This is a genomic window from Bacteroidota bacterium, from assembly GCA_021300195.1.
Taxonomy (GTDB): Bacteria; Bacteroidota; Bacteroidia; order J057; family JAJTIE01; genus JAJTIE01.
Genome location: JAJTIE010000003.1, coordinates 74,505 through 94,562 on the forward strand (window position 1 = coordinate 74,505; position 20,058 = coordinate 94,562).

At 56.3% G+C, this 20,058-nt stretch carries 17 protein-coding genes and 1 tRNA gene; 8 read left to right on the forward strand and 10 right to left on the reverse strand.

Annotated features, from left to right (window positions below):
- Nucleotides 1–96: 96 nt before the first annotated feature.
- A complete protein-coding gene (locus LW884_01090) occupies nucleotides 97–2,289 on the reverse strand; it encodes a glutamine synthetase III (protein MCE3006931.1) in 2,193 nt (730 codons plus the stop codon).
- 102 nt (nucleotides 2,290–2,391) lie between these two features.
- A complete protein-coding gene (locus LW884_01095; protein MCE3006932.1) occupies nucleotides 2,392–3,639 on the reverse strand; it encodes an ABC transporter permease in 1,248 nt (415 codons plus the stop codon).
- An 86-nt stretch (nucleotides 3,640–3,725) separates the two neighbouring features.
- Between LW884_01095 and queA the strand changes: the two genes are divergently transcribed.
- Together queA and LW884_01105 are read left to right on the forward strand one after the other, a co-directional pair.
- Entirely contained in the window at nucleotides 3,726–4,772 is a 1,047-nt protein-coding gene (queA, locus tag LW884_01100; GenBank protein ID MCE3006933.1) for a tRNA preQ1(34) S-adenosylmethionine ribosyltransferase-isomerase QueA, read from the forward strand.
- Between the two features lie 47 nt (nucleotides 4,773–4,819).
- A complete protein-coding gene (locus tag LW884_01105; GenBank protein MCE3006934.1) occupies nucleotides 4,820–5,566 on the forward strand; it encodes a 2-C-methyl-D-erythritol 4-phosphate cytidylyltransferase in 747 nt (248 codons plus the stop codon).
- Nucleotides 5,567–5,778: 212 nt separating this feature from the next.
- Here LW884_01105 and LW884_01110 read toward each other — a convergent pair.
- The 3 genes from LW884_01110 to tyrS all read right to left on the reverse strand — a co-directional run bounded on the left by LW884_01110 (nucleotide 5,779) and on the right by tyrS (nucleotide 8,452).
- A tRNA-Ser gene (locus LW884_01110) sits at nucleotides 5,779–5,867 on the reverse strand.
- A 76-nt stretch (nucleotides 5,868–5,943) separates the two neighbouring features.
- Entirely contained in the window at nucleotides 5,944–7,104 is a 1,161-nt protein-coding gene (locus tag LW884_01115; GenBank protein ID MCE3006935.1) for a lamin tail domain-containing protein, read from the reverse strand.
- A gap of 61 nt (nucleotides 7,105–7,165) precedes the next feature.
- Entirely contained in the window at nucleotides 7,166–8,452 is a 1,287-nt protein-coding gene (gene tyrS / locus LW884_01120; GenBank protein MCE3006936.1) for a tyrosine--tRNA ligase, read from the reverse strand.
- Nucleotides 8,453–8,890: 438 nt separating this feature from the next.
- Here tyrS and LW884_01125 point away from each other — a divergent pair, with 438 nt between their 5' ends.
- From LW884_01125 to LW884_01140, 4 genes are all read left to right on the forward strand, one after another.
- Nucleotides 8,891–10,102, forward strand: coding sequence for a tetratricopeptide repeat protein (locus LW884_01125; GenBank protein ID MCE3006937.1), 1,212 nt, complete (start codon nucleotides 8,891–8,893; stop codon nucleotides 10,100–10,102).
- Nucleotides 10,103–10,189: 87 nt separating this feature from the next.
- Nucleotides 10,190–10,690 (forward strand): hypothetical protein, encoded by a 501-nt coding sequence (locus tag LW884_01130; protein ID MCE3006938.1) that lies wholly within the window; start codon nucleotides 10,190–10,192, stop codon nucleotides 10,688–10,690.
- Between the two features lie 31 nt (nucleotides 10,691–10,721).
- Nucleotides 10,722–11,828 carry a glycine cleavage system aminomethyltransferase GcvT gene (gene gcvT / locus LW884_01135; GenBank protein MCE3006939.1) on the forward strand — a complete coding sequence of 369 codons (1,107 nt, stop codon included), beginning with the start codon at nucleotides 10,722–10,724 and terminating at the stop codon, nucleotides 11,826–11,828.
- A gap of 1 nt (nucleotide 11,829) precedes the next feature.
- Entirely contained in the window at nucleotides 11,830–12,237 is a 408-nt protein-coding gene (locus LW884_01140; protein MCE3006940.1) for a DUF3806 domain-containing protein, read from the forward strand.
- 16 nt (nucleotides 12,238–12,253) lie between these two features.
- Here LW884_01140 and dapB read toward each other — a convergent pair whose 3' ends face one another.
- The 5 genes from dapB to LW884_01165 all read right to left on the reverse strand — a co-directional run bounded on the left by dapB (nucleotide 12,254) and on the right by LW884_01165 (nucleotide 17,373).
- Nucleotides 12,254–12,997, reverse strand: coding sequence for a 4-hydroxy-tetrahydrodipicolinate reductase (gene dapB, locus LW884_01145; protein ID MCE3006941.1), 744 nt, complete (start codon nucleotides 12,995–12,997; stop codon nucleotides 12,254–12,256).
- An 83-nt stretch (nucleotides 12,998–13,080) separates the two neighbouring features.
- Entirely contained in the window at nucleotides 13,081–13,701 is a 621-nt protein-coding gene (locus tag LW884_01150; protein MCE3006942.1) for a hypothetical protein, read from the reverse strand.
- Between the two features lie 65 nt (nucleotides 13,702–13,766).
- The gene (locus tag LW884_01155) at nucleotides 13,767–15,767 is read right to left on the reverse strand and encodes a glycosyltransferase (protein MCE3006943.1); all 2,001 of its coding nucleotides are present in this window, start codon (nucleotides 15,765–15,767) and stop codon (nucleotides 13,767–13,769) included.
- Entirely contained in the window at nucleotides 15,767–16,384 is a 618-nt protein-coding gene (gene recR / locus LW884_01160; GenBank protein ID MCE3006944.1) for a recombination mediator RecR, read from the reverse strand. Before recR ends, LW884_01155 begins: the two co-directional genes overlap by 1 nt.
- Nucleotides 16,385–16,590: 206 nt before the next feature.
- Nucleotides 16,591–17,373, reverse strand: coding sequence for a shikimate dehydrogenase (locus LW884_01165; protein ID MCE3006945.1), 783 nt, complete (start codon nucleotides 17,371–17,373; stop codon nucleotides 16,591–16,593).
- Between the two features lie 156 nt (nucleotides 17,374–17,529).
- Between LW884_01165 and LW884_01170 the strand changes: the two genes are divergently transcribed.
- Entirely contained in the window at nucleotides 17,530–18,558 is a 1,029-nt protein-coding gene (locus tag LW884_01170) for a type IX secretion system membrane protein PorP/SprF (GenBank protein MCE3006946.1), read from the forward strand.
- Nucleotides 18,559–18,631: 73 nt separating this feature from the next.
- Nucleotides 18,632–19,885: an SUMF1/EgtB/PvdO family nonheme iron enzyme gene (locus LW884_01175; GenBank protein ID MCE3006947.1), complete on the forward strand. Its 1,254-nt coding sequence runs from the start codon at nucleotides 18,632–18,634 to the stop codon at nucleotides 19,883–19,885.
- Nucleotides 19,886–20,058: the final 173 nt, after the last annotated feature.

Consider the following 20,058-nt stretch of genomic DNA (forward strand, 5'->3'; position numbering starts at 1 on the left):
GCTGTACACACCCGCTGAACGGGTGCACCAGGCCACTGGCCTACATCGTGCAGGGCGGGGGGACGGGGCAGCCGTGCCCATTGCCGGCAGGGGGGCTTAGCGGATAAAGAGGATCTCGCGATACTTGGGCAGCTGCCACAGGCTGTCGTCCACCAGGTTCTCCAGCTGGTCGGCATGCTGGCGTATACGGTCGTATAGGGGCTTTACTTGTTCAGCAAAGGTATGCGCCTGTTTGAAGGTATCCGGCTCGGCATTCGCCTGTGCACGTACTGCACGCATTTCGGCTATCAGCTTGCGTATGGCAGAGATGTGGCTGCTTATCTCGCGTGCCTGTTCCTTCAGTTCATCGGCCTCCGTACTCAGGCCCATTTCCTTCAGTCCGCGGTAGGTATCGGCCAGCTGTTTCTGATAGCGCTGGGCACTGGCCACTATGTGCGTATTGGCCAGCTCCTCGGCCAGCAGGCTCTCTATCTCCACTTTTTTGATATAGTGGTCCAGTTTGATCTCGGCCCGCGCGTGCAGCTCGCTTTCGGCCAGCACCTTGGTGGCACCAAATACCGCTACGCTCTTTGGGCTGATGTAGGCCTCCTGGGCTTCTGCGGCGTTTCGTATGGTTTTCAGGCCCCGGCTTTGGGCTATCTGTAGCCATTCTTCGCTGTAGTTGTCTCCGTTGAAAATAATCGCCTTGCTGGCCTCGTAGGTGCGGCGTAGCTCGGCTATCAGGGCAGCTTCCTTCGCCTCGCCCTGGGCTATGCGCTGGTCTACCGCCACACGGAACTGCTGCAGCTGGTGGGCCACAATGGTATTGAGCACAATCATGGGCTCGCTGGTATTGGCACTGCTGCCGCAGGCGCGAAACTCAAACTTGTTGCCCGTGAAGGGGAAGGGGGAGGTTCGGTTTCGGTCGGTATTATCTCGCTCCAGGCTGGGTACGGCAGGCATATCCATGGGCATCTTGCTCTTGTTTGCCTTGCTGCTATCTGCCTCCAGCCCCTGTGCCATAAAGGCCTCCAGCACCTCCTGGATCTGCTGGCCGGTGAATACACTAATGATGGCCGGTGGAGCCTCGTTGGCACCTAGTCTGTACTCATTGCCCGCACTGGTGATGCTGGCCAGCAGCAGATCGGCATGCTGGTATACGGCGTGTATGGTATTGATGAAGAAGGTGAGGAACTGCAGGTTGCCCATGGGGTCTTTGCCCGGACTTAGCAGGTTTACGCCTGTATCGGTGGCCAGGCTCCAGTTGTTGTGCTTTCCACTGCCATTTATGCCGGCAAAGGGTTTTTCGTGCAGCAGTGCCCGCAGGCCGTTTCGGCGGGCTACGCGGTCTAGCACATCCATCAGCAGCTGGTTGTGGTCTACGGCCGTATTCACGTCTTCAAAGTGGGGGGCACACTCAAACTGGCTGGGTGCCACCTCGTTGTGGCGGGTTTTTACGGGGATGCCCAGTTTGTAGCACTCAGTTTCAAAGTCTACCATAAAGTCCAGCACCCGCTCGGGGATGCTGCCAAAGTAGTGGTCCTCTAGCTGCTGGCCGCGGGCTGCAGGCAGGCCAAAGAGGGTGCGGCCAGTCATCACCAGGTCTGGCCGGTTGTTGTAGAACTTTTCGTCTATGATAAAATACTCTTGCTCCCAGCCCAGGGTGGCCGTTACGCGCTGCACCCGGGGGTCGAAGTACTGAGCTACGGCCGTGGCTGCCTTGTCCACACGGTCCAGGCTCTTTAGCAGCGGGGTTTTGAAGTCGAGCGCCTCGCCGGTGTAGCTGATGAAAATAGACGGGATGCAGAGGGTACGGCTCTTGCCCGTCTCCATGAGGAATGCGGGGCTAGAGGGGTCCCAGGCGGTGTAGCCGCGTGCCTCAAAGGTATTGCGCAGGCCCCCGCTGGTAAAGCTGCTGGCATCGGGCTCTTGCTGGATCAGGCTCTCTACACTAAAGCGCTCAATGGCCTGGGTATTATTGCCCGAGGTAAGGAAGCTGTCATGCTTCTCGGCTACCTGGCCGGTGAGTGGCTGAAACCAGTGTGTATAGTGGGTTGCCCCTCGGTCCATGGCCCAGTTCTTTAGGCCCAGGGCTACCTGCTCTGCCACCTCATGGCTCACATTGGTGCCTTTTTCGATGGCATTTACTACACTCTGGTAGGCCTCCTGGCTCAGGTACTCCTTCATGGCAGGCCGGTCGAACACATTCTTGCCAAACAACTTGGAGATGCGGGTCTCTTCGGCCAGGCCCAGGGTCTGGCCGGCAGATTTTACTTTGCGGGTAATAGAGTCGATGATACTGCTACGCATGGCTACAGGAAAAAAAGAATGGGCGGATAAACCTGGCGCGAATATCGGCAATTCGAGTCTATTCGCATCGCTTGCGCACAATAATACCGGAGGAAATGGAGCCTAGTGCCGCATGGCCTCTACAGGGTCCATACGTGCCGCCAGGTAGCTGGGTATCAGGCCACTTATCAGGCCAATGAGCACACTGAGCAGCAGGCCCAGGGCCAGATCCCAGGGGGCTATCGCCACACTGAGGCCCAGGGCCAGCCTGCTAACAATGAGCTGGGCTACCCCCGCCAGCACAAACAGGAGCAGGATACCCAGCAGGCCACCCAGCAGGCACAGGCTTACACTCTCTAGCAGGAACTGCAGCAGGATAAAGCCCCGTGTGCTACCCAGTGCCTTCTGGATGCCAATCTCGCGGGTGCGCTCCTTCACGCTTACAAACATGATGTTGGCTATACCAAAGCCCCCTACGAGCAGCGAGAGCAGGCTAATAAACACGCCGCCGGTATTGAGCACCTCAAAAATCTGGTTCACACTCTGCACCAGGCTCTCCTGCTTGTTGATGGCAAAGTCGTTCTCCTGGTCGGGCCGCAGTCCGCGGGCAATGCGCATCTGGCCCATCACCTGGTTTTCCAGTGCTTGCAGCTCCTCATAGCGGCGGGCCTTTACGGCAATTACTTTATCGATGGCGCGCTGCTCAATCTGATAAAGCTGGGCCATCAGGGCATAGGGGATGATCAGGTCCTCGTCTGCACTACTGCCAAAGAGGCTAAGGCCCGCCTGCTCCAGCACACCGATGACGCGCAACTGCTGACCACGAAAACGCAGCGTGCGGCCCAGGGCTGGCTGGCTGCCAAAAAGGCTGCGGGCCACCTGCTGGCCCAGGATGCATACCTTTCGCCCGCTCTGTGCCTCGTAGGGCGAAAAGTCTCGGCCACTGGCCAGCCTGCTGCCCGATAGGTACAGGTAGTCCTGCGTTACCCCCCTAAGCTTCACACCCGTGGCTGTACGGCCCTGCTGGCTCAGCTCCACACCGTTCAGGTCTGCCTGAAAGTACAGGGCATCGGCCAGGCCGCCGAGGCTATTGCGCAGCCTTACATAGTGCGTGTAGCGCATCTTGTCGCGGTTCACGTACTGGTACCAGTCTTCGCTATTGTCCTTCCAGGGCCAGTGGTGTACAAAAATAACCGTGTTACCAAGGCTGTTCAGGTTGGCACTCAGGCCCTCCTTCATTGTGTTCACCAGGGTGAAAACAAAGGTGATGGTGAAAATGCCAAAGCTGATACCCAGGATGGTGAGTAGGGCACGCAGCCGGTAGCCCCGTATGCTGCGCAGGGCAAAGCGCAAGGCCTCGATGAACTTCATTTGCGTTTCCGGCTGAAAGCTTCCAAATTAGCACGCTTTTTTGCATACGCGCAGCACCACTTTTATTTTCCCTATCGGAATACCGCATGAAGCTTTCAGAATTTGACTTCTCCGTACCAGAAAAACTGGTAGCCCAATATCCCGCCGAACCCCGTGACGCGTCTCGCATGATGGTGGTGCACCGCGAATCGCAAACCATAGAGCACCGGCAGTTCAAAGATATTCTGGAATACTTTGGCGATGGGGATGTGCTGATTATGAATGACAGCAAGGTATTTCCGGCCCGTCTGTATGGCAGCAAGGAGAAAACCGGTGCCAAGATCGAGGTATTCCTGCTGCGGGAACTGAATGCCGACAGCCGCCTGTGGGATGTGGTGGTAGACCCTGCCCGGAAAATACGGGTGGGCAACAAGCTCTTCTTTGGCGACAATGACCTGGTGGCCGAGGTGGTGGACAACACCACCAGCCGGGGGCGCACCATTCGCTTCCTCTTCGACGGTACGGAGGAGGATTTCTACAAAGTGGTGGACAAGCTGGGCGAAACCCCCCTGCCCGACTACATTAAGCGGCCGGTAGAGCCAGAAGACCGCGAGCGCTACCAAACGGTGTTTGCCCGGCACAAGGGGTCGGTAGCGGCACCCGAGAGTGGGTTCCACTTCTCGCGCGAGGTGCTGAAGCGCCTGGAGCTACAGGGGGTGGAGCATGGCTTCGTAACCCTGCACACGGGCCTGGGCAGCTTTCGCGAGGTGGAAGTGGAAGACCTGAGCAAGCACAAAATGGACAGCGAAACCTACATCATAGGCGACGAAATAGCCCGCCTGGTGAATGCCGCCAAGCAGAAAAAGAAGAAGGTATGTGCCGTAGGGGCTACTACCATGCGTGCCATAGAGAGCAGTGTGAGCGCAGCCAAGCTGCTAAACCCCAGCAAGGGCTGGACAGACAAGTTTATCTTTCCACCCTATGATTTTTCGATCTCCAACTGCTTCCTTACCAACCTGAACCCGCCTAAAAGCACGGTGGTGATGATGGCGGCGGCCTTTATGGGCTATGAGTTCATGCTACATGCCTACCAAGAGGCCGTGAAGGAGAAATACCGCTTCTACTGCTATGGCGATGCCATGCTTATTCTATAGCCTGGGTCTACCCCCCGTTTGCGCCACCTGCCCTAGCCCGCTTGGCCGTGGCTAGGCTCCCTGTGCTGGCGGCCCTGGTAGTTGCCGGGGGCGTAGGCAGCCGTATGGGCCTGGATCGGCCCAAGCAGTTTGCCCTACTAGGGGGCGTACCCATCCTGGTGCATACACTACGCACACTGTGCAGCTATGCCCCTGGGCTGGATGCCATCCAGCTGGTAATGCACCCCGACTGGCACAGCCACACAGCGCACCTGCTGGACACCTATCTGCCAGGGGAGGGCGCACGCATCCAGCTAAGCAGGGGAGGAGCCACCCGTACCGAGAGTGTAGAGAATGGACTGCACGCCCTGGCCGATAGACTGAACGACCGGGGGGATGACACGGCCCACTGCCTGGTGGCCATCCAGGATGGGGTGCGGCCCTTCCTGAACCACCGCCTGCTGGCCGACAGCTATGCCAGTGCACAGCAGCACGGCAGCGGGGTGTGCGCCGTACCGGTAAAGAGTAGCCTGCGCCTGCGTACCCCGGGCGGTAGCCAGGCCGTAGACCGCAGCCTGTACTATGCGGTACAGACCCCGCAGACCTTTCGGCTAGACTTGATCCGGAAGGCCTATGCACAGCGTAACACCGCCCCCACCCAGCCCTATACCGACGATGCCAGCGTACTGGAAGCCCATGGTACCCCCGTGCACCTGTGCGCGGGCGACTACGACAACCTAAAGATCACCAGCCCGGCCGATATAGAGGTGGGCGAGATGATACTGAAAAGGGAGCAAGTAAGAAAAGACAACTAACTATACATCTAATTTAAATCGGACTTATTTTCTGGGGGGGGGACGTCACCTGCCTTTGGCCCTCATAAATCGGGCGGTAGGCTATTGGGTGTTCTGGTCTGCGGCATGTGCGCCCCCTGACAACCGGAAGAGACAACCGGAAGATCAGGCCACGCCCCCCGGCTGTAGCGGCAACGCTGGCACGGATTGGTGCCGGGGGTGGGCAGGCGCTGCAGAGAGTGAGGGATTCGAACCCTCGATTCAGCGTGAACTGAATACTCGCTTTCCAGGCGAGCCCGATCGACCACTCTGGCAACTCTCTGTGGTTATGGAAACAAAAGCCCCCCGGGCGACGGGCGGGGCAAAGATAACAGATTCGGCCCAAGTTTAAAAGTCTCTCAGGGCTGGGGGGCCGTTACCCTGAGTTTCTTATAGAATCGGCCCTCTTCCGTGCTGGCCACAATCCAATAGGTGCCCTCGGCTATGTCTGTGGTAAGCTCCAGCAGGTTCTGCACGGTGGCAAAAACGGGGCCCTGAAACAGCAGGTGAATCAGCTGGCCCTCCGCTGAGAGGAGTGCAATATTCACCTCCTGGCTATAAGCGCTGCTAAACCGGATGCCTACCTCCTTGGGCAGCTGGGTACGGGCCGGATACACCTCTAGCCAGAAGGGTACGGGCACTTCTCGGGTTACTACCTGTACCACTTTGCTTTCTATCAGTCTTCCATCTCTATCCTGTGCCTGTAGCCGGTAGTACCATATACTGTCCTGCCCGGGCAGCTGGCTGTCTGGGTAGGTGTAGCCCGTTACCTGCTGCGTTTTGCCCTTTTGTGCATCCAGTTTGGCAATCGTGCGGAAGGTGCTGCGGTTGGCGCTGCGCTGTATTTCTATCCGCGTCAGCTGGTCTTCAAAGGCCGTGTTCCATTTCAGGGTAACCACTTCGTCCTGATAGCGGGCCTTAAAGTCGATGAACGCTGTAACGGGATAGAGGTTCAGGTCTTGGGTGGCCGATATTACCCGCCACTCGCCGCGTATGCGCTCAAAGCCGATTGCCGGATCTTCTCCCAGTGGAAAGTAGCCCCACACCGGGTGTGCATAGCCCGGCAGCCGGTAGGGGATCACCGTCCGGTTGCCCAGAATAAAGCGGCCACTATCGGGCAGAAAGGGGGCATCGGGCCGCTGGCAGTGATAAAAGGCCGATATGGGCTGCAAGCGGGCATTGAGGAGGGCTACAAGGTTTCCCTCCACTTTCTTTTCGTAAAAGCGAATCAGAAAGTCTGGCGCCTGGCCCAGCTCCAGGTCTATATTAGGCTTACCCCGCTTATACTTGGCCATGCGGTAGGTGGTGCCCGGGTAGAGCCGGGTGCCGGAGGGGAAACGCAGGGTATAGTCGCGCGTTACCAGATAATACTGGTCTAGCAGGATGGTACGCCCCGTGCCATTATATAGCTCCACCTCATGCAGGTTGTTTGCCAGGTAGTCTCCGGGGATGAAGCGGGTAATCTCCAGCCCAGCCTGCCCGTGGGCCACAGGGCTCAGGAGTGCAATGCACAGGCACACGAGGGCACTCCAGCGCCTGCATGTACACAGCACATGCAAGACCGGGCTGTGCTGGTGCCTGCTAGCCCTGAAACACCGCAAGGTGGTACTTTTTTTTGCCGGTTTGCAGCAGCAGATAACGGTTTCCGAGCAGGTCGTTCAGCCCCAGGGTTTGGGTCTCGGTTACAGCCTGCTTGTTTACCCGTATGCCGCCGCCCTTCAGCAGCCGGCGGGCCTCGCTCTTGCTGGGCACGGCCCCGGCATCAGCCAGCAGGTCGGCTATGGCTATAGGCTCCTGTAGCTTGCTCAGGGGGAGCTGGGTGGTAGGTACCCCCTCGAAAATCTCATGAAAGTCGCGTTCGGACAGGGCCTGCATCGTTTCCAGGCTTGCCTGGCCAAAGAGCACCTCGCTAGCCTGTATGGCTTTCTCCAGGGCAGCATCCCCATGGATGCGGCGGGTCATCTCCAGGGCAAGTGCCCGCTGGCCGATGCGTGCCCCGGGGTTTTGTGCCTGCTCACCTATCAGCTGTTCAATCTCGGCACGGGGCCTTAGGCTAAATACCTTGAGGAGCTTGCCAACCTCATCATCTGCCGCATTCAGCCAGAACTGGTAGAACTTGTAGGGCGAAGTGAGCCGTGCATCTAGCCAGATATTCCCCTGCTCGCTTTTGCCAAACTTGCTGCCGTCTGCGCGTGTAAGCAGGGGGCATATAAGGCCGTGGGCCTCGGCACCATCTATCCGGCGGATCAGCTCGATGCCACTGGTAATGTTCCCCCATTGATCGCTGCCCCCCATCTGCACCCGCACGCCGTGGTGCTTGTGCAGGTAGTAGAAGTCGTAGGCCTGTAGCAGCTGGTAGCTAAACTCGGTATAGCTGATGCCGGTTTCCAGCCGGCTCTGCACCGAATCTTTGGCCAGCATATAGTTCAGCGTCATGTGTTTGCCCACGTCTCGCAGGAAGTCCAGGAACCGGAAGTGCTCGAACCACTCCCGGTTATCAACGATGTGGGCGGCCTGGGTGCCATCAAAATCCAGAAAATGCTGGAGCTGTAGGCGGATACACGCCACATTGTGCTGAATCTCCTCTGCCCCCAGCAGTTTTCGTTCACTCCGTTTGCCACTCGGGTCGCCTATCATGCCGGTGGCCCCCCCCACCAGCAGCAGCGGACGGTGGCCACTGCGCTGCAGGTGTACCAGCAGCATCAGGCTGGCCAGGTTTCCCACATGCAGGCTATCGGCCGTGGGGTCAAAGCCCATGTAGGCCCGGGCACCGGGCTGCACAAAGGCCGCGACAGCCCCCGGGGTTTGGTCTTGCAGCAGGCCACGCCAAGCCAGTTCGTCGATGAAAAGTGACCGGTTATTTTGCATTTGATGGTTTCTAAAGATACAGGGGCCTTTTGACCGGGTAAATTAGCAGCTTTGCACACAATTTTACGATTTTCCCCCGAATCACAGTTCCCTACCCCATCGTCCCCGCACTCCTGCGCCCTGCATAGCCAGCACAAAAGCTGCCATCGGCAAAATAGCGTAGCCCATTATGCGGTATAATTATTCGAAAATAGTATTTACAAATTCAGAAAAATGCACATATTGCATCCTATAAAATCACGGTACGTTCCTATCTTCACTACTACAGCCTTCACTGCCATGGCATATTCACGCTTACTTTCACCTAGCCTCAAGCGTATGTTCCGCATAAGACCTGCATTTTGCTTCTCTGTTTTTGTCCTATTCATTAGCCTGTGGGCCCCGGGGCGGCTGCTAGCACAGCCAGGCGCAGCTTTTGCCAAAGAGGGAATCGCCGCCATGCGTGCCAAAAATTACGATCAAGCTGTAGGGAAGTTTGACCAGGCTATTCAGGCCGAGAGCTCAAATTACCGCTATTATGTACTGAAGGGCCAGGCCCTGGTTCGCCTAAAGCGCACGCCCGATGCCATACGTGCCTATGAGGGTGCCACACGTGCCAATCCGGGTTTTGCCGATGGATACAAGATGATTGGCCTGCTCTATATTAAGCAAAAGGACTACGGCAATGCCGTTACGAGCTTGAACAAGGCCTTTGATGCAGAGACCGACAAGTCGAAGAAGCTGGGCTACAAACTGATGACGGCCAAACTGCTGCTGCAGCTGAATAAATACAACGAAGCCCTGGCAGAGCTGAATCAGGCAAAGCAAATACAGCCAAACGATACCCGAATAGCAGCTACTGAAGGGCAAATCCACATCAAAAACAGCAACTGGCAGGCTGCCTACGATACCTATGGCCAGGCGGAGCAGATGGCCCGAAACCAACAGCAAAGCGGTTGTGCCATTGGTCAGTTTCAGGCAGGCAAGGCCGTAGCCGCCTCCAAGCTGGGGCGCGAGGCCGAGTTTAAGAGCACGGTAGAGGCCCTTAAGCAGTCTTGCCCCAAGATGGCCAGCTATGCAACGAACATGGTACGCGCTTCTGGTTCCGGTCGTTTCCTGGCCACAGCCAACGGCTACCTGAAGGCTGATGCCTACGAAGAAGCCATTCAGTGGATCAACAAAGCCATAGAGTCTGGCGACAACAAGGCAGCCGTGCACAAATTTGCCGCAGTTGTATACTACAAGGCCGGGCAACCCTCTGTTGCCATCGATCACTTCAAGAAATCGGCCGAGGCCACGCCAGAACCCGAAAAACGCCTGGCTATATACGCTCAGCTTGCCAAGCTTCAGTTTAACTCGCAAGATTATAGCGGTGCTATACAAAGCATAGACCTGATTACGGCTAGCAAGCCCAACCCAGGTTTGTCCTTTATGAAGGCCCAAGCCCAATACAACCTGGGGCAGTATGCCGCTGCAGTTCAAACCGCCGAGGCGGTGTATGCCAAAGCGGAGACTGCTGCTCCCGCCCTTAAGGCCAAATACCAATTCTTCATCGGCCTGGCAAGCAAAAAAGCTGGTAACACAGAAAAAGCACGTGTCGCATTCAAAAATGCTGCCGTAGGCCCCTTCAAGCTGGCTGCTACCGAAGAAATGAAATCTATGGCCCAATAGGCCTACCGTTATCCGCTTATACAGGGCATCTGGCGATGCCCTTTTTTTATACCATCCGCCCCATTCTCGCTCTTCATCCTCCGCACCATGCAGGCCCCCAGCCGCTTATCCGTTGCCTACCTCGCTAGTCTTCTCTTGCTCATACTGCTGGGCATGGGTTGCAAAAACCAGTACCTGGTGGGCTATATGGACACCGAAACGTTTGCTGCCAGGTGCAAGTGGCGGCATACCCTGGACTACGACTACAAACCTCGTTTCCCCGAATATGTAGACAGCTTGCGTGCACTGCCCGACAGCTTCTCGGCTACCATTGTACTGGGCACCTGGTGCAACGATAGCCGAAAATGGGTGCGCCGCTTTTTTGCCCTACGGCAGGCCATGCCCCTACGCGAGGTAGAGATTGTAGCCGTAGACACCACCAAGCGAGACGAGCGGGGCTACTACCAGCGCTACAACTACGATTCTATCCCGGTCTTCATATTCCGGCGCGAGGCAGAGATAGGCCGCATCTACGTGAAGCCCGTTCGGCCCCGGCGCTCTATCGAGCGCGATATTTATCGAATTGTAAAGCCTGGGGGTACGCACTAGTCCGTTAGTCTTTTTTTCGCACCTTTGCACCATGCTCAAGACCCCCATGCACGCCTGGCACCTGGCCCACGGTGCCTCTATGATGCCATTTGCCGGCTATGACATGCCGGTACGCTACACCAGCGACAAACAAGAGCACCTGTGTGTGCGCGAAAAGGTAGGCATCTTTGATGTAAGCCACATGGGCGAGTTCCTGCTGCGTGGCCCCCATGCCCTGCAGCTACTTCAGCAGCTTACCTCCAATGACGTGAGCAAGCTCGCCGTAGGCAAGGCACAATACAACTGCATGCCCAATGAGCAGGGCGGGATTGTGGATGACCTGATTGTATACCGGCTGGAGGAACAGCTATACCTGGTGGTGGTAAATGCCGCTAACATTCAAAAGGACTGGGACTGGATCTCTGGCCGAAACAACCTGGGTGTAGAGATGGAGAACCTATCGGACCAGACGGCGCTGATGGCTGTGAGTGGCCCCCTGGTGCTACAGACCCTGCAGGGGCTAACCGACCTGCCAATCGGCGACCTGCCGTTCTACGCCTTTACAAAGGGCAAGATAGCGGGTATAGATAATGTACTGATTGCCACTACCGGCTACACCGGCGAGCGCACCTTTGAGCTGTATGTGCGCACCGAGCACGCACAGGCCCTGTGGGATGCCGTGATGAAGGCCGGTGCACCCTATGGCATTCAGCCCATTGGGCTGGGTGCGCGAGACACGCTGCGCCTGGAGATGGGCTATATGCTCTACGGCAATGACATTACCGACACCACCAGCCCGCTGGAGGCTGGCTTGGGCTGGATTACCAAGCTGGACAAAGGTGTGGATATGACCCAGGCAGACTACCTGCGCCGGCAAAAGGAAACAGGAATACAAACCCGCCTGGTAGCCCTGGAGCTGCAGGAACGCGGGATACCGCGCAGCCACCTGCCCATCCTGAAAGATGGCAAGACAGTGGGTGTGGTAACCAGTGGCTCCTTTAGCCCCAGCCTGAATAAGGGGATAGGCCTGGGCTATGTGCCCAAAGAACTAAGCAGCCTGGATACCGAGCTGGATATCCTTGTGCGGGAAAAGCCCCTGAGGGCTAAGGTGGTGAAAGCTCCCTTTCTGAAAGAAACCAGTTTGTCTCAACTCAAGTAATATGGAAAAGCAAAGAGATCTACAGCCTGAGGATCAGGAAGTGATAGAAAGCTACCTGCAGCTATTCGAGGAAATGATGGCCGAGGAGCAGGTAAACCGCACAAACTACGATGCGGCCCTGCTGGAAGACCTGTATCAGGCCCTGCTGGAAGACACTGAGACAGACGAAGATGTAGACTACCTGGTATATCAGGTGGGTGTACTGCTGGGCCACCTGCTGGCACGCGACCATGGCTACCAATGGCAGCACATTACCGATGAAGACGGCGAGACGCTCATTTTGGTGCGCGGAGAGGATGAGCCTGTTTATGTCTTTGACCTGGTGTACAACCTGCTGGAAGACGAGTCTAGCGAGACCGAAGAGCCCGACCTCTTCTTCGAGGCCTTTATAGAGAGCGTACGGGCCTAGTCGGCTTGCCCGGCTTCTACACCGCCTGGGTATCCCACAGCAGTTCGTCGAAGCGGAAGAATCCCCTGCGCCCAATGATCTTCTCGGCAGCAACAACTGCCCCCAGGGCAAAGCCCCGCCGATTATGCGCCTCGTGCGTCAGGCTGATCGTATCCTCGTAGCCGGTATAGCTCACGGTATGTATGCCTACAATCTTGCCCGCCCGCACACTGCCTATACTTAGTTCGTCGGCCATGGGTGCGCGCTTGGCCAGGTCGGCAGGGGTTGCGTAGCTGCGCTTTCGTTCCAGCCGCTCCACTATCTGCTCGGCCAGGCTAAGGGCTGTGCCACTGGGGCTATCTTGCTTGTGGGCATGGTGGCGGTCCTCTATAAACACATCGTAGCCCGGATGGGCGTTCATGATCTCGGCCAGCTGCTTATTGAGCCGGAATAGAATGTTCATACCCAAGCTAAAGTTGCTGGCATATACCAGGCTGGTGCCCTGGCTCAGCACCCGTTCCCGGATATTTTCGCGCATTTCCTCCCAGCCTGTGGTGCCAACCACCAGGGGGATAGACTTGGGTATCAATCGCTCCAGATTGACCCGAACAGCATCGGGCTGTGTAAATTCAATAACAACGTCCGTGTTTCCCTGGCTAATGGCCTGTAGGTCTTCCTGATTGTCCGCGTGGATCTTGTACACAATTTCGTGTCCGCGCTCCAGAGCAATTTCTTCTATCTCGCGCCCCATCCTTCCATATCCTACAATCGATATCCGCATGCTTCGAAAATACGGCTTTTAGCTGGCATCACAAGCTGGGCTTGCCCCCACGCATTTCGGCTGCCAGCAAGTGGGCCCAGCCCCTACTCTGTCGCTGGTGGGCTCTCTTCTCGGTGCTTTCCGTCGCCCTTTCGATGGTAGTACCACTTTACCGGCTTGCTGTACAGCTCGGTGCCTGGGTTCCGGCGGATCCAGAAGCCCAGGCGGATTTGCGCCATGGGCAACCAAAACTGTCCGCTTGCGGGGTCGGCTTCAGCGGCACTTGCGGCCTTATATTTCTCCATGGCGTAGAGGACACCCAGGTTTACATCCAGGTACATCAGTCCCTGGGGGCGCAGGTCTATCCGCAGGCCGACCAGTAGCTGGTACAAATCCAGGTCTCTAACCCGACTGTTACCCGCTCTGTTTGCCGCTGTAAGGCCCCAGTCATCGTGCCAGGAGGCCTCTAGCATGGCTGCGATATAACGATTGCCGGGGTCCAGTCGCTTCAGGTAAAAGAGCTTTTGGCTTAGCCCAACCGACAGATACCCCAGGCCCGGTGCCAAATGCAGGCTTGTGCCGCGGAAGCCCAGATCTGCGCTAGCCTTGCCGTACATATACGTCCCGCCCAGCCCTAGCGACCCACCCAGCTGTAAACGAGGCCGTGTGTTGAACTGCGCCTGTAGCCGGTAGGGGGGCAACAGGAGCAGGGGCAGCAGGAGCAAGAAAAAAAACCCTGCCCACCTGTATGGCCCGGAGTATGTAGTGACACGAAGGGGCATGCTGTAGCCTACGCAGCCTTGGCCGGTGAAACCCCTATGCTGCGGATCCCGCGCACCAGAATCTCCCAGTCCATGGACAGACTATAGTGGTGGGCATAATGATAGTCCAGCTTATTTTTCTCTTTCCGGCTCAGAATACGGCCCTTGGTGCGACTGCTAAGCAGCCCCTCCAGGGTCAGCACCCCGTGCTTAATGCGCGGTAGCTCAGGCTGTGTTCCGTCTATGTAGCCTACCAGGTGCCGCTTGCCCATCAGCACAGACACAAGTGCGCGGATGGCGGACCCTGGGGCTCGATATAGCCAGGCCGTAAGGGGAAAGCACAGCAGCAGCAGCAGGCTGGCGGCATAGTCAAACACCTGCTTGCGAAAACGAACCTCTGGGTGCTCTAGCCGAGCATGCAGGGGCTGGCTGGCGGCACTGCTCAGGATCACGTTAGGCCCAATCAGATAGTCGGCCTGGTGGGGTACAATCTTGAAGTGGATGTGCTGGCTAGCCAGGCTCGTCATATGGCGGATGATCTCGTGTGTACTGAGCGACTGATTGCAGAACACAACTTCTTCTATCTTGTAGTAGCGGATGATCTCGTCCAGCTGGCCCGCCACGCCCAGCACATCGCCCTGGTGCATCTGCGCGTCCTTTCCCGTGTCATTGGGCAGCACGATGCCCACGCATACATGGGGGTAGTAGATCTGCTCGGCCAGCAGGTATTGCACCCGCTCGGCCTCTTGCCGGCTGCCCACTATCAAGTAGCGGCGCTGCGGAATCTGGTCCAGGAATAAACTGCCGCCCCGCATAAAGGTGGCGATGGCGCGCAGCAGGATGGTACTTAGCAGGGTGGCAGCCGCAATCAGCAATACTGTGCCCCGGCTAATATTGAGGTCCTGGAAAATAAAGTTGAGGGTGGCTATTCCGATAAAGCCAAACAAAGAGCCCAGTGCTGCAAGGCGAAGCCTGTAGGGCCTGGCATAAGCGCCCACGGATAGGAGCAGCAGCACAAAGGTGGTGGCATAGATGGGCGCCAGTATGGCCAGGTAGAAACGGTCTGACAGCAGGCTTGTATCCTGCTGTAGCACCTGCTGGTCGTAGAGCATACCCATGCTGAGGCTTATGCCATAGATGACGATCCACTCCAGCAGCGGGAAAAGACTGCGGCTAAGCACGCGGCTGCCGATGGACAACGAGGCGCGGAAGTAAATGGCCAGCTGAATGAGGAGCATAAAAAGGCGCCGCCGCCCTTTACTGAAGTGCTTTTCGGCAAAAATCAGCATGGCGCGGTAAAACACCAGCACATAGTTCAGGCTCCCCTTCCGGGTACTCTCGCCCTTGTAGTGTATAATCTGCGTGCCGCTGAAGTAGTGGTTTTCGTATCCGGCCTGGGTAATGCGATAGCTCAGGTCTATATCCTCGCCATACATAAAGTAGTCTTCATCCAGGTAGCCGATCTCCTCCAGCATCTGCCTGCGCAGAAACATACAGGCGCCCGACAGTACTTCCACGCGGTGGTTTTTATTCGGGTCCAGGTACGAGAGGTGATAGCGACCAAACCGCCTACTGCGTGGAAATAGACGAGCCAGGCCGAACACCTTGTAGAACGCTACCCAGGGCGTGGGCAGTGCCCGCTTGCTCTCGGGCAGGAACTCGCCCTTTCCATTCACCATCTTTACGCCCAGCCCGCCTGCCCTTGGGTGGGCATCCAGGTAGGCCAGTACCTTAGTAAAGGTGTCTTCCTCCACAATGGTATCGGGATTCAGCAGCACCACGTATTCTCCACGGCTCTGTGCAATGGCCTGGTTATTGGCTTTGCTGAAACCCACGTTGTCTCGGTTCGCAATCAGCTTTACCCAGGGGTAGTGCTTGCGAAGCATGGCCAAGCTGCCATCTACCGAGTTGTTGTCTACCACAAACACCTCTGCGGGCAGATGCTGAATAGCCCGCTGCACCGACGTGAGCGCCTGTGCCAGAAAGTGCTTGACATTGTAGTTTACAAGTATGATAGAGAGTTTCAGCATCAGGCTTCGGTGGGTAGCAGGTAGTCGGTTCGGTGCATAAGCGAGCGGCCCAGGGTCAGCTCATCGGTATAGGCCAGGTCGCTACCCATAGGTATGCCCCGGGCGATATTGGTCATGCGAATGGGTACACCCCTCAGTTTTTTTACGATATAAAAGGCCGTTGTTTCGCCCTCCATGGTGGAGCTTAGTGCCAGGATCAGCTCCTCGGTGCCCTGGGTATGCACACGCTGCACCAGGGAATCTATATTTAGGTCTGAGGGGCCGGTGCCGTTCATCGGGTGGATCAAACCACCCAGCAAATGATATTGACCCTGGTACTGGCCAGTACGCTCTATGGCCATCAGGTCTCGTACATCCTCCACTACACAGATTTGCTTGTCGTTTCGGCGTGTATTCAGGCAGATGTTGCAGCGCGGGCCGTCGCTTATATTAAAACACTGCTGGCAGTACTGGGTACGCGTCTTCAGCTCTATCAGTGCGTGCCCTAGGGTCTCGCTCAGGCCATAGGGATCCTTCAGCAGCTGCAGGGCCATGCGCAGGGCTGTCTTCCGCCCAATGCCCGGTAACTGGGCCAGGGCTTCCACCACTTTTGCTATGGCATCCGAGGGGTACTCCATGTACGCATGCAATGAAAACGACGCACAAGTTGGCACTTGCAGTTAAACTTGTGTACCAAGATAGGTAAAGCCTGTGTTATCTGGGCATGGTACTGGCCGGGCCGACTCATCTTCATGGTTATTTCATTTTTCGATCCGCTTTTTTTCAAGTACTGCCCGGGCACCGGCTTGTTTACAGCCTATTCAGAATCTGCACGTAATGTTCTCTATATGTGGGGATTTTGCTGCCATATCTGCCAGGCTGCCTCGGCCTGTAGCTCCAGCATTCGCAGTCCATTCTGCACCTGTGCACCCTGGCTGGCACCCGCCTGCATAAAGGCCGTGTCTGCAGGGTTATACACCAGGTCCATCAGCAGATGGTGCCCAGTAAGTACTTGATAGGGAATGGGGGGCCTGCTACCCACATCCGGATGCATACCCAGGGGGGTCGTGTTGATGATCAGGGTGTGTGCCCGAATCAGACCGGAGTCCAGGTCGGTGTAGGCCAGGTGGTTGGCCCCAGCACCCAGCGGTGTACTGCGGCTTACTAGCGTAATGCCCCTACAGCCGGGTAGCTGATGCAGGGCATACTGAACAGCCTTGCTAGCCCCACCACTACCCAGTACCAGTGCGTGGAACGCGTCTGGCAAACTAAACGCTTCCAGTAGTGCCTGCCGGAAACCGGCCCAATCGGTATTATGCCCTCTCAGTCGCCCGTTGGGCTGAAACTCGATTGTGTTAACTGCGCCAATCCACTCGGCTTCCGGGCTCAGACTGTCCAGGTACGAGCGGATCTCCTCTTTATAAGGTATGGTAATATTTAGGCCCGAAAGTCGGGGCTCGGCAGCTACCCACTCGCGAAAGCCCACCAGACGCTCCCGCTCAAAGGCCTCGTACGCATAGGGCAACCCCAGCTGCTCGAACTTGCGCTGGAAGTAAGCCGGAGAAAAGCTGTGTCCCAGCTTCTTACCAACGAGCCCATACAGTCGCACTATTTTCTTATGTGGCATGAAACTAAATAGCTATCGTACAATATTAGCCCCTGTCGAGTAGATTTTTTCCGGCAAAGACAATATTTATATGAAATAAATTTAGGAAAGTATTCGTACAGATTTCTATATTAGCAACCCGAATAGAGTCTGTCCAGCCCTTTGGATCTCGCACCTATGAAAAAACTGAAGCCCTGTCTACTAGGTTTGCTTGCCCTTGTATATGTTCTGCCAGCTTCGGCCCAGGATCCGCAGTTTTCGCAGTACTATGCAAACAAGCTATGGCTCAGTCCTGCTTTTGCCGGTTCTGGCATTGGTCCCAGGTTCATCACCAGCTTTCGTTCCCAGTGGTCTGGCATACCGGGTGCATTCCGCACCTTTTCCGCCAGCTTCGATGCCCCCATCTACTTCGGGAACGTACAGAACGGCATCGGCTTCTCCGTACTGGCCGACCAGGCAGGCGATGGTGCCCTCACTACCCTGCAGCCGCTGTTTAACTATGCATTTCTGGTTGAGCTTTCCAATCATAGCGGGCTTCGCTTTGGTCTATCGGCAGGCCTGAACATTACCTCGATCGACTTTTTTGCCTTGCGCTTCCCAGACCAGCTACAGGCCGGGAGTGGTGGCGTAAGCCAGGAGTTCACCGGTGGGGGCGGGCTGTCCAACATCTCGAACAACAACCGGGTGCGTGAAGAAGTGGGTGCCGGTGTCATCTACTACAATCGGTACCTCTTTGCCGGTGCTACCATAAAGCACATTACGCAGCCTGAGCAGCGGCTGCTGGATGGTGCCCGCGTAAACAGTGTGGGCACCGAGCGTGTAGACACCCAGCTGCCCAGGATGATCAGCGGCTTTGCCGGCGGCAACATACCCCTGGACCCCCAGCTGAAAGGTACGATCATGCTTACCCCCACCGTGCTCTATCGTGTTCAGGGGCCCTTTAGCCAGGTGGATGTGGGTACCTACTTCAAATTCGATTACCTGTCCATTGGTGCCTACTACCGCGCCCTGGGCAATGACGCAATCATAGGCATAGTAGGCATAGACTATAACAACCTGCGCATAGGCTATAGCTATGACTACACCACCAGCCAGATAACCAACCGAGTAAGCGGTGGCTCGCACGAAATTTCGCTCAGCTACGAGCTGGAGCAGAAGCGCAAACGGCGTAAGCCAAAGCCAAAATTAACTTGCCCCAATTTTTAATTTACCGGGCATTCACTAAATCCGCTATCTTTGCCACACCTGATCCAAGATTAACTCCTATATGCTGAACGTAATGAAAAAACCATTACTCCTTCTGGCTGTTGCCGCGCTGCTTGCAGGCTGTGCTACAGATATTGAGCGTGCCCCAAGCCAAAGCTCGGTTACTGGCCGGAATACCGAAGAAATTGCAGAACACGCCTACTTCAAGCTAAGAGATCTGAAGTATCAGGGTCAGGAGGCGCCTCCAGGCATGGTCTTCATCGAGGGCGGTACCTTCCACATGGGTGGCGGTGAGCAGGACATTGAGTTTTCGAGCAATAACCGGGAACGCCAGGTATCTGTAACGAGCTTCTATATCGACCAGACAGAAATCACCAACCTGAGCTGGAAAGAATTTATGGCAGGGCTGGGCGGACAGCAGCAGTTTGAGGCCATGATGCCCGACACCACTGTGTGGTACAGGGAGCTTTCGTATAATGAGCCCTATGTGCTGTATTACTTTCAGCACCCCGGCTTCCTCCAATATCCGGTAGTGGGGGTAGACTGGTATCAGTGCATGGAGTTTTGCAAGTGGCGTACAAATGTGCTGAATGAGGACCTGGCTGCACAAGACCCCGAAAGCGTAGCCTACCCGGCTGTGCGCCTGCCAACAGAGGCCGAGTGGGAATATGCGGCACGTGCCGGATATGAGCAGGAGAATTACCCCTGGGAGGGCAAGAGCCTCCGCGAGGCAGAAAGCCGGTTTTCCGGAGATTTCAACGCCAACTTCAAGCGCGGACGTGGAGACTATGCGGGCCGTAGCAACAAAGGCGGTTCCTTCCTGATAGAGGGGCTAAATGACAAATACATGATTCCAGCCCCTGTTACCGCATACATGCCGAACGAGTTTGGCCTGTATGAGATGGCTGGTAACGTAGGAGAATGGACGCTGGACGTATACCGTGTACTTTCCTACCAGGATGTGGAAGATCTGAACCCATTCCGCCGCCGCGGTAGGGTAACTGACCCCATGCAGCAGGACATCAGCTATGGACAGGATGGTGGCTCTGCCACTCCATCCGCACAGAACGGTCGCCTGTCGCTTCTGTATAGCAATCAGGCCGTGAAAGATTATGAGCAAAGCTATATATCCGCTGTGTTTGACCCCGCAGGCTTCGACAATTCCTATGACGACTACGACAACACCCGCGTGTATCGTGGTGGCAGCTGGAATGACCCGGCCTATTACCTCACCTGTGGCAGCCGCCGCTTTATGTATGCGGACAGTTCAAGCTCTACCATCGGCTTCCGCTGTGTAATGACCCGTGTAGGCAGCCCGAGCGAATAGGCTACCCACCACCCTGGTAAGAACCTTGGATAAAGCCCAGATAAAAGAGGCCGGTAAGACATACCGGCCTCTTTTGCATGAAAAAGGATCTTGCTGTTTTCTGTCTTAGGTTGGCGCTTATTTTTGAAGGCTTAATTTTTGTTAAACCCCGAACTCAATAGCCGCCCCATCTG

Bases quoted from the DNA above. Each gene is read 5' to 3' on its own strand.
- tyrS (MCE3006936.1), bottom strand. From the start codon at position 8,452: ATGCAAAATAACCGGTCACTTTTCATCGACGAACTGGCTTGGCGTGGC.
- LW884_01165 (MCE3006945.1), bottom strand. From the start codon at position 17,373: ATGCCACATAAGAAAATAGTGCGACTGTATGGGCTCGTTGGTAAGAAG.
- LW884_01175 (MCE3006947.1), top strand. From the start codon at position 18,632: ATGAAAAAACCATTACTCCTTCTGGCTGTTGCCGCGCTGCTTGCAGGC.
- recR (MCE3006944.1), bottom strand. From the start codon at position 16,384: ATGGAGTACCCCTCGGATGCCATAGCAAAAGTGGTGGAAGCCCTGGCC.
- LW884_01130 (MCE3006938.1), top strand. From the start codon at position 10,190: ATGCAGGCCCCCAGCCGCTTATCCGTTGCCTACCTCGCTAGTCTTCTC.
- dapB (MCE3006941.1), bottom strand. From the start codon at position 12,997: ATGCGGATATCGATTGTAGGATATGGAAGGATGGGGCGCGAGATAGAA.
- LW884_01125 (MCE3006937.1), top strand. From the start codon at position 8,891: ATGCGTGCCAAAAATTACGATCAAGCTGTAGGGAAGTTTGACCAGGCT.
- LW884_01095 (MCE3006932.1), bottom strand. From the start codon at position 3,639: ATGAAGTTCATCGAGGCCTTGCGCTTTGCCCTGCGCAGCATACGGGGC.
- LW884_01170 (MCE3006946.1), top strand. From the start codon at position 17,530: ATGAAAAAACTGAAGCCCTGTCTACTAGGTTTGCTTGCCCTTGTATAT.
- LW884_01140 (MCE3006940.1), top strand. From the start codon at position 11,830: ATGGAAAAGCAAAGAGATCTACAGCCTGAGGATCAGGAAGTGATAGAA.
- LW884_01155 (MCE3006943.1), bottom strand. From the start codon at position 15,767: ATGCTGAAACTCTCTATCATACTTGTAAACTACAATGTCAAGCACTTT.
- queA (MCE3006933.1), top strand. From the start codon at position 3,726: ATGAAGCTTTCAGAATTTGACTTCTCCGTACCAGAAAAACTGGTAGCC.
- gcvT (MCE3006939.1), top strand. From the start codon at position 10,722: ATGCTCAAGACCCCCATGCACGCCTGGCACCTGGCCCACGGTGCCTCT.
- LW884_01090 (MCE3006931.1), bottom strand. From the start codon at position 2,289: ATGCGTAGCAGTATCATCGACTCTATTACCCGCAAAGTAAAATCTGCC.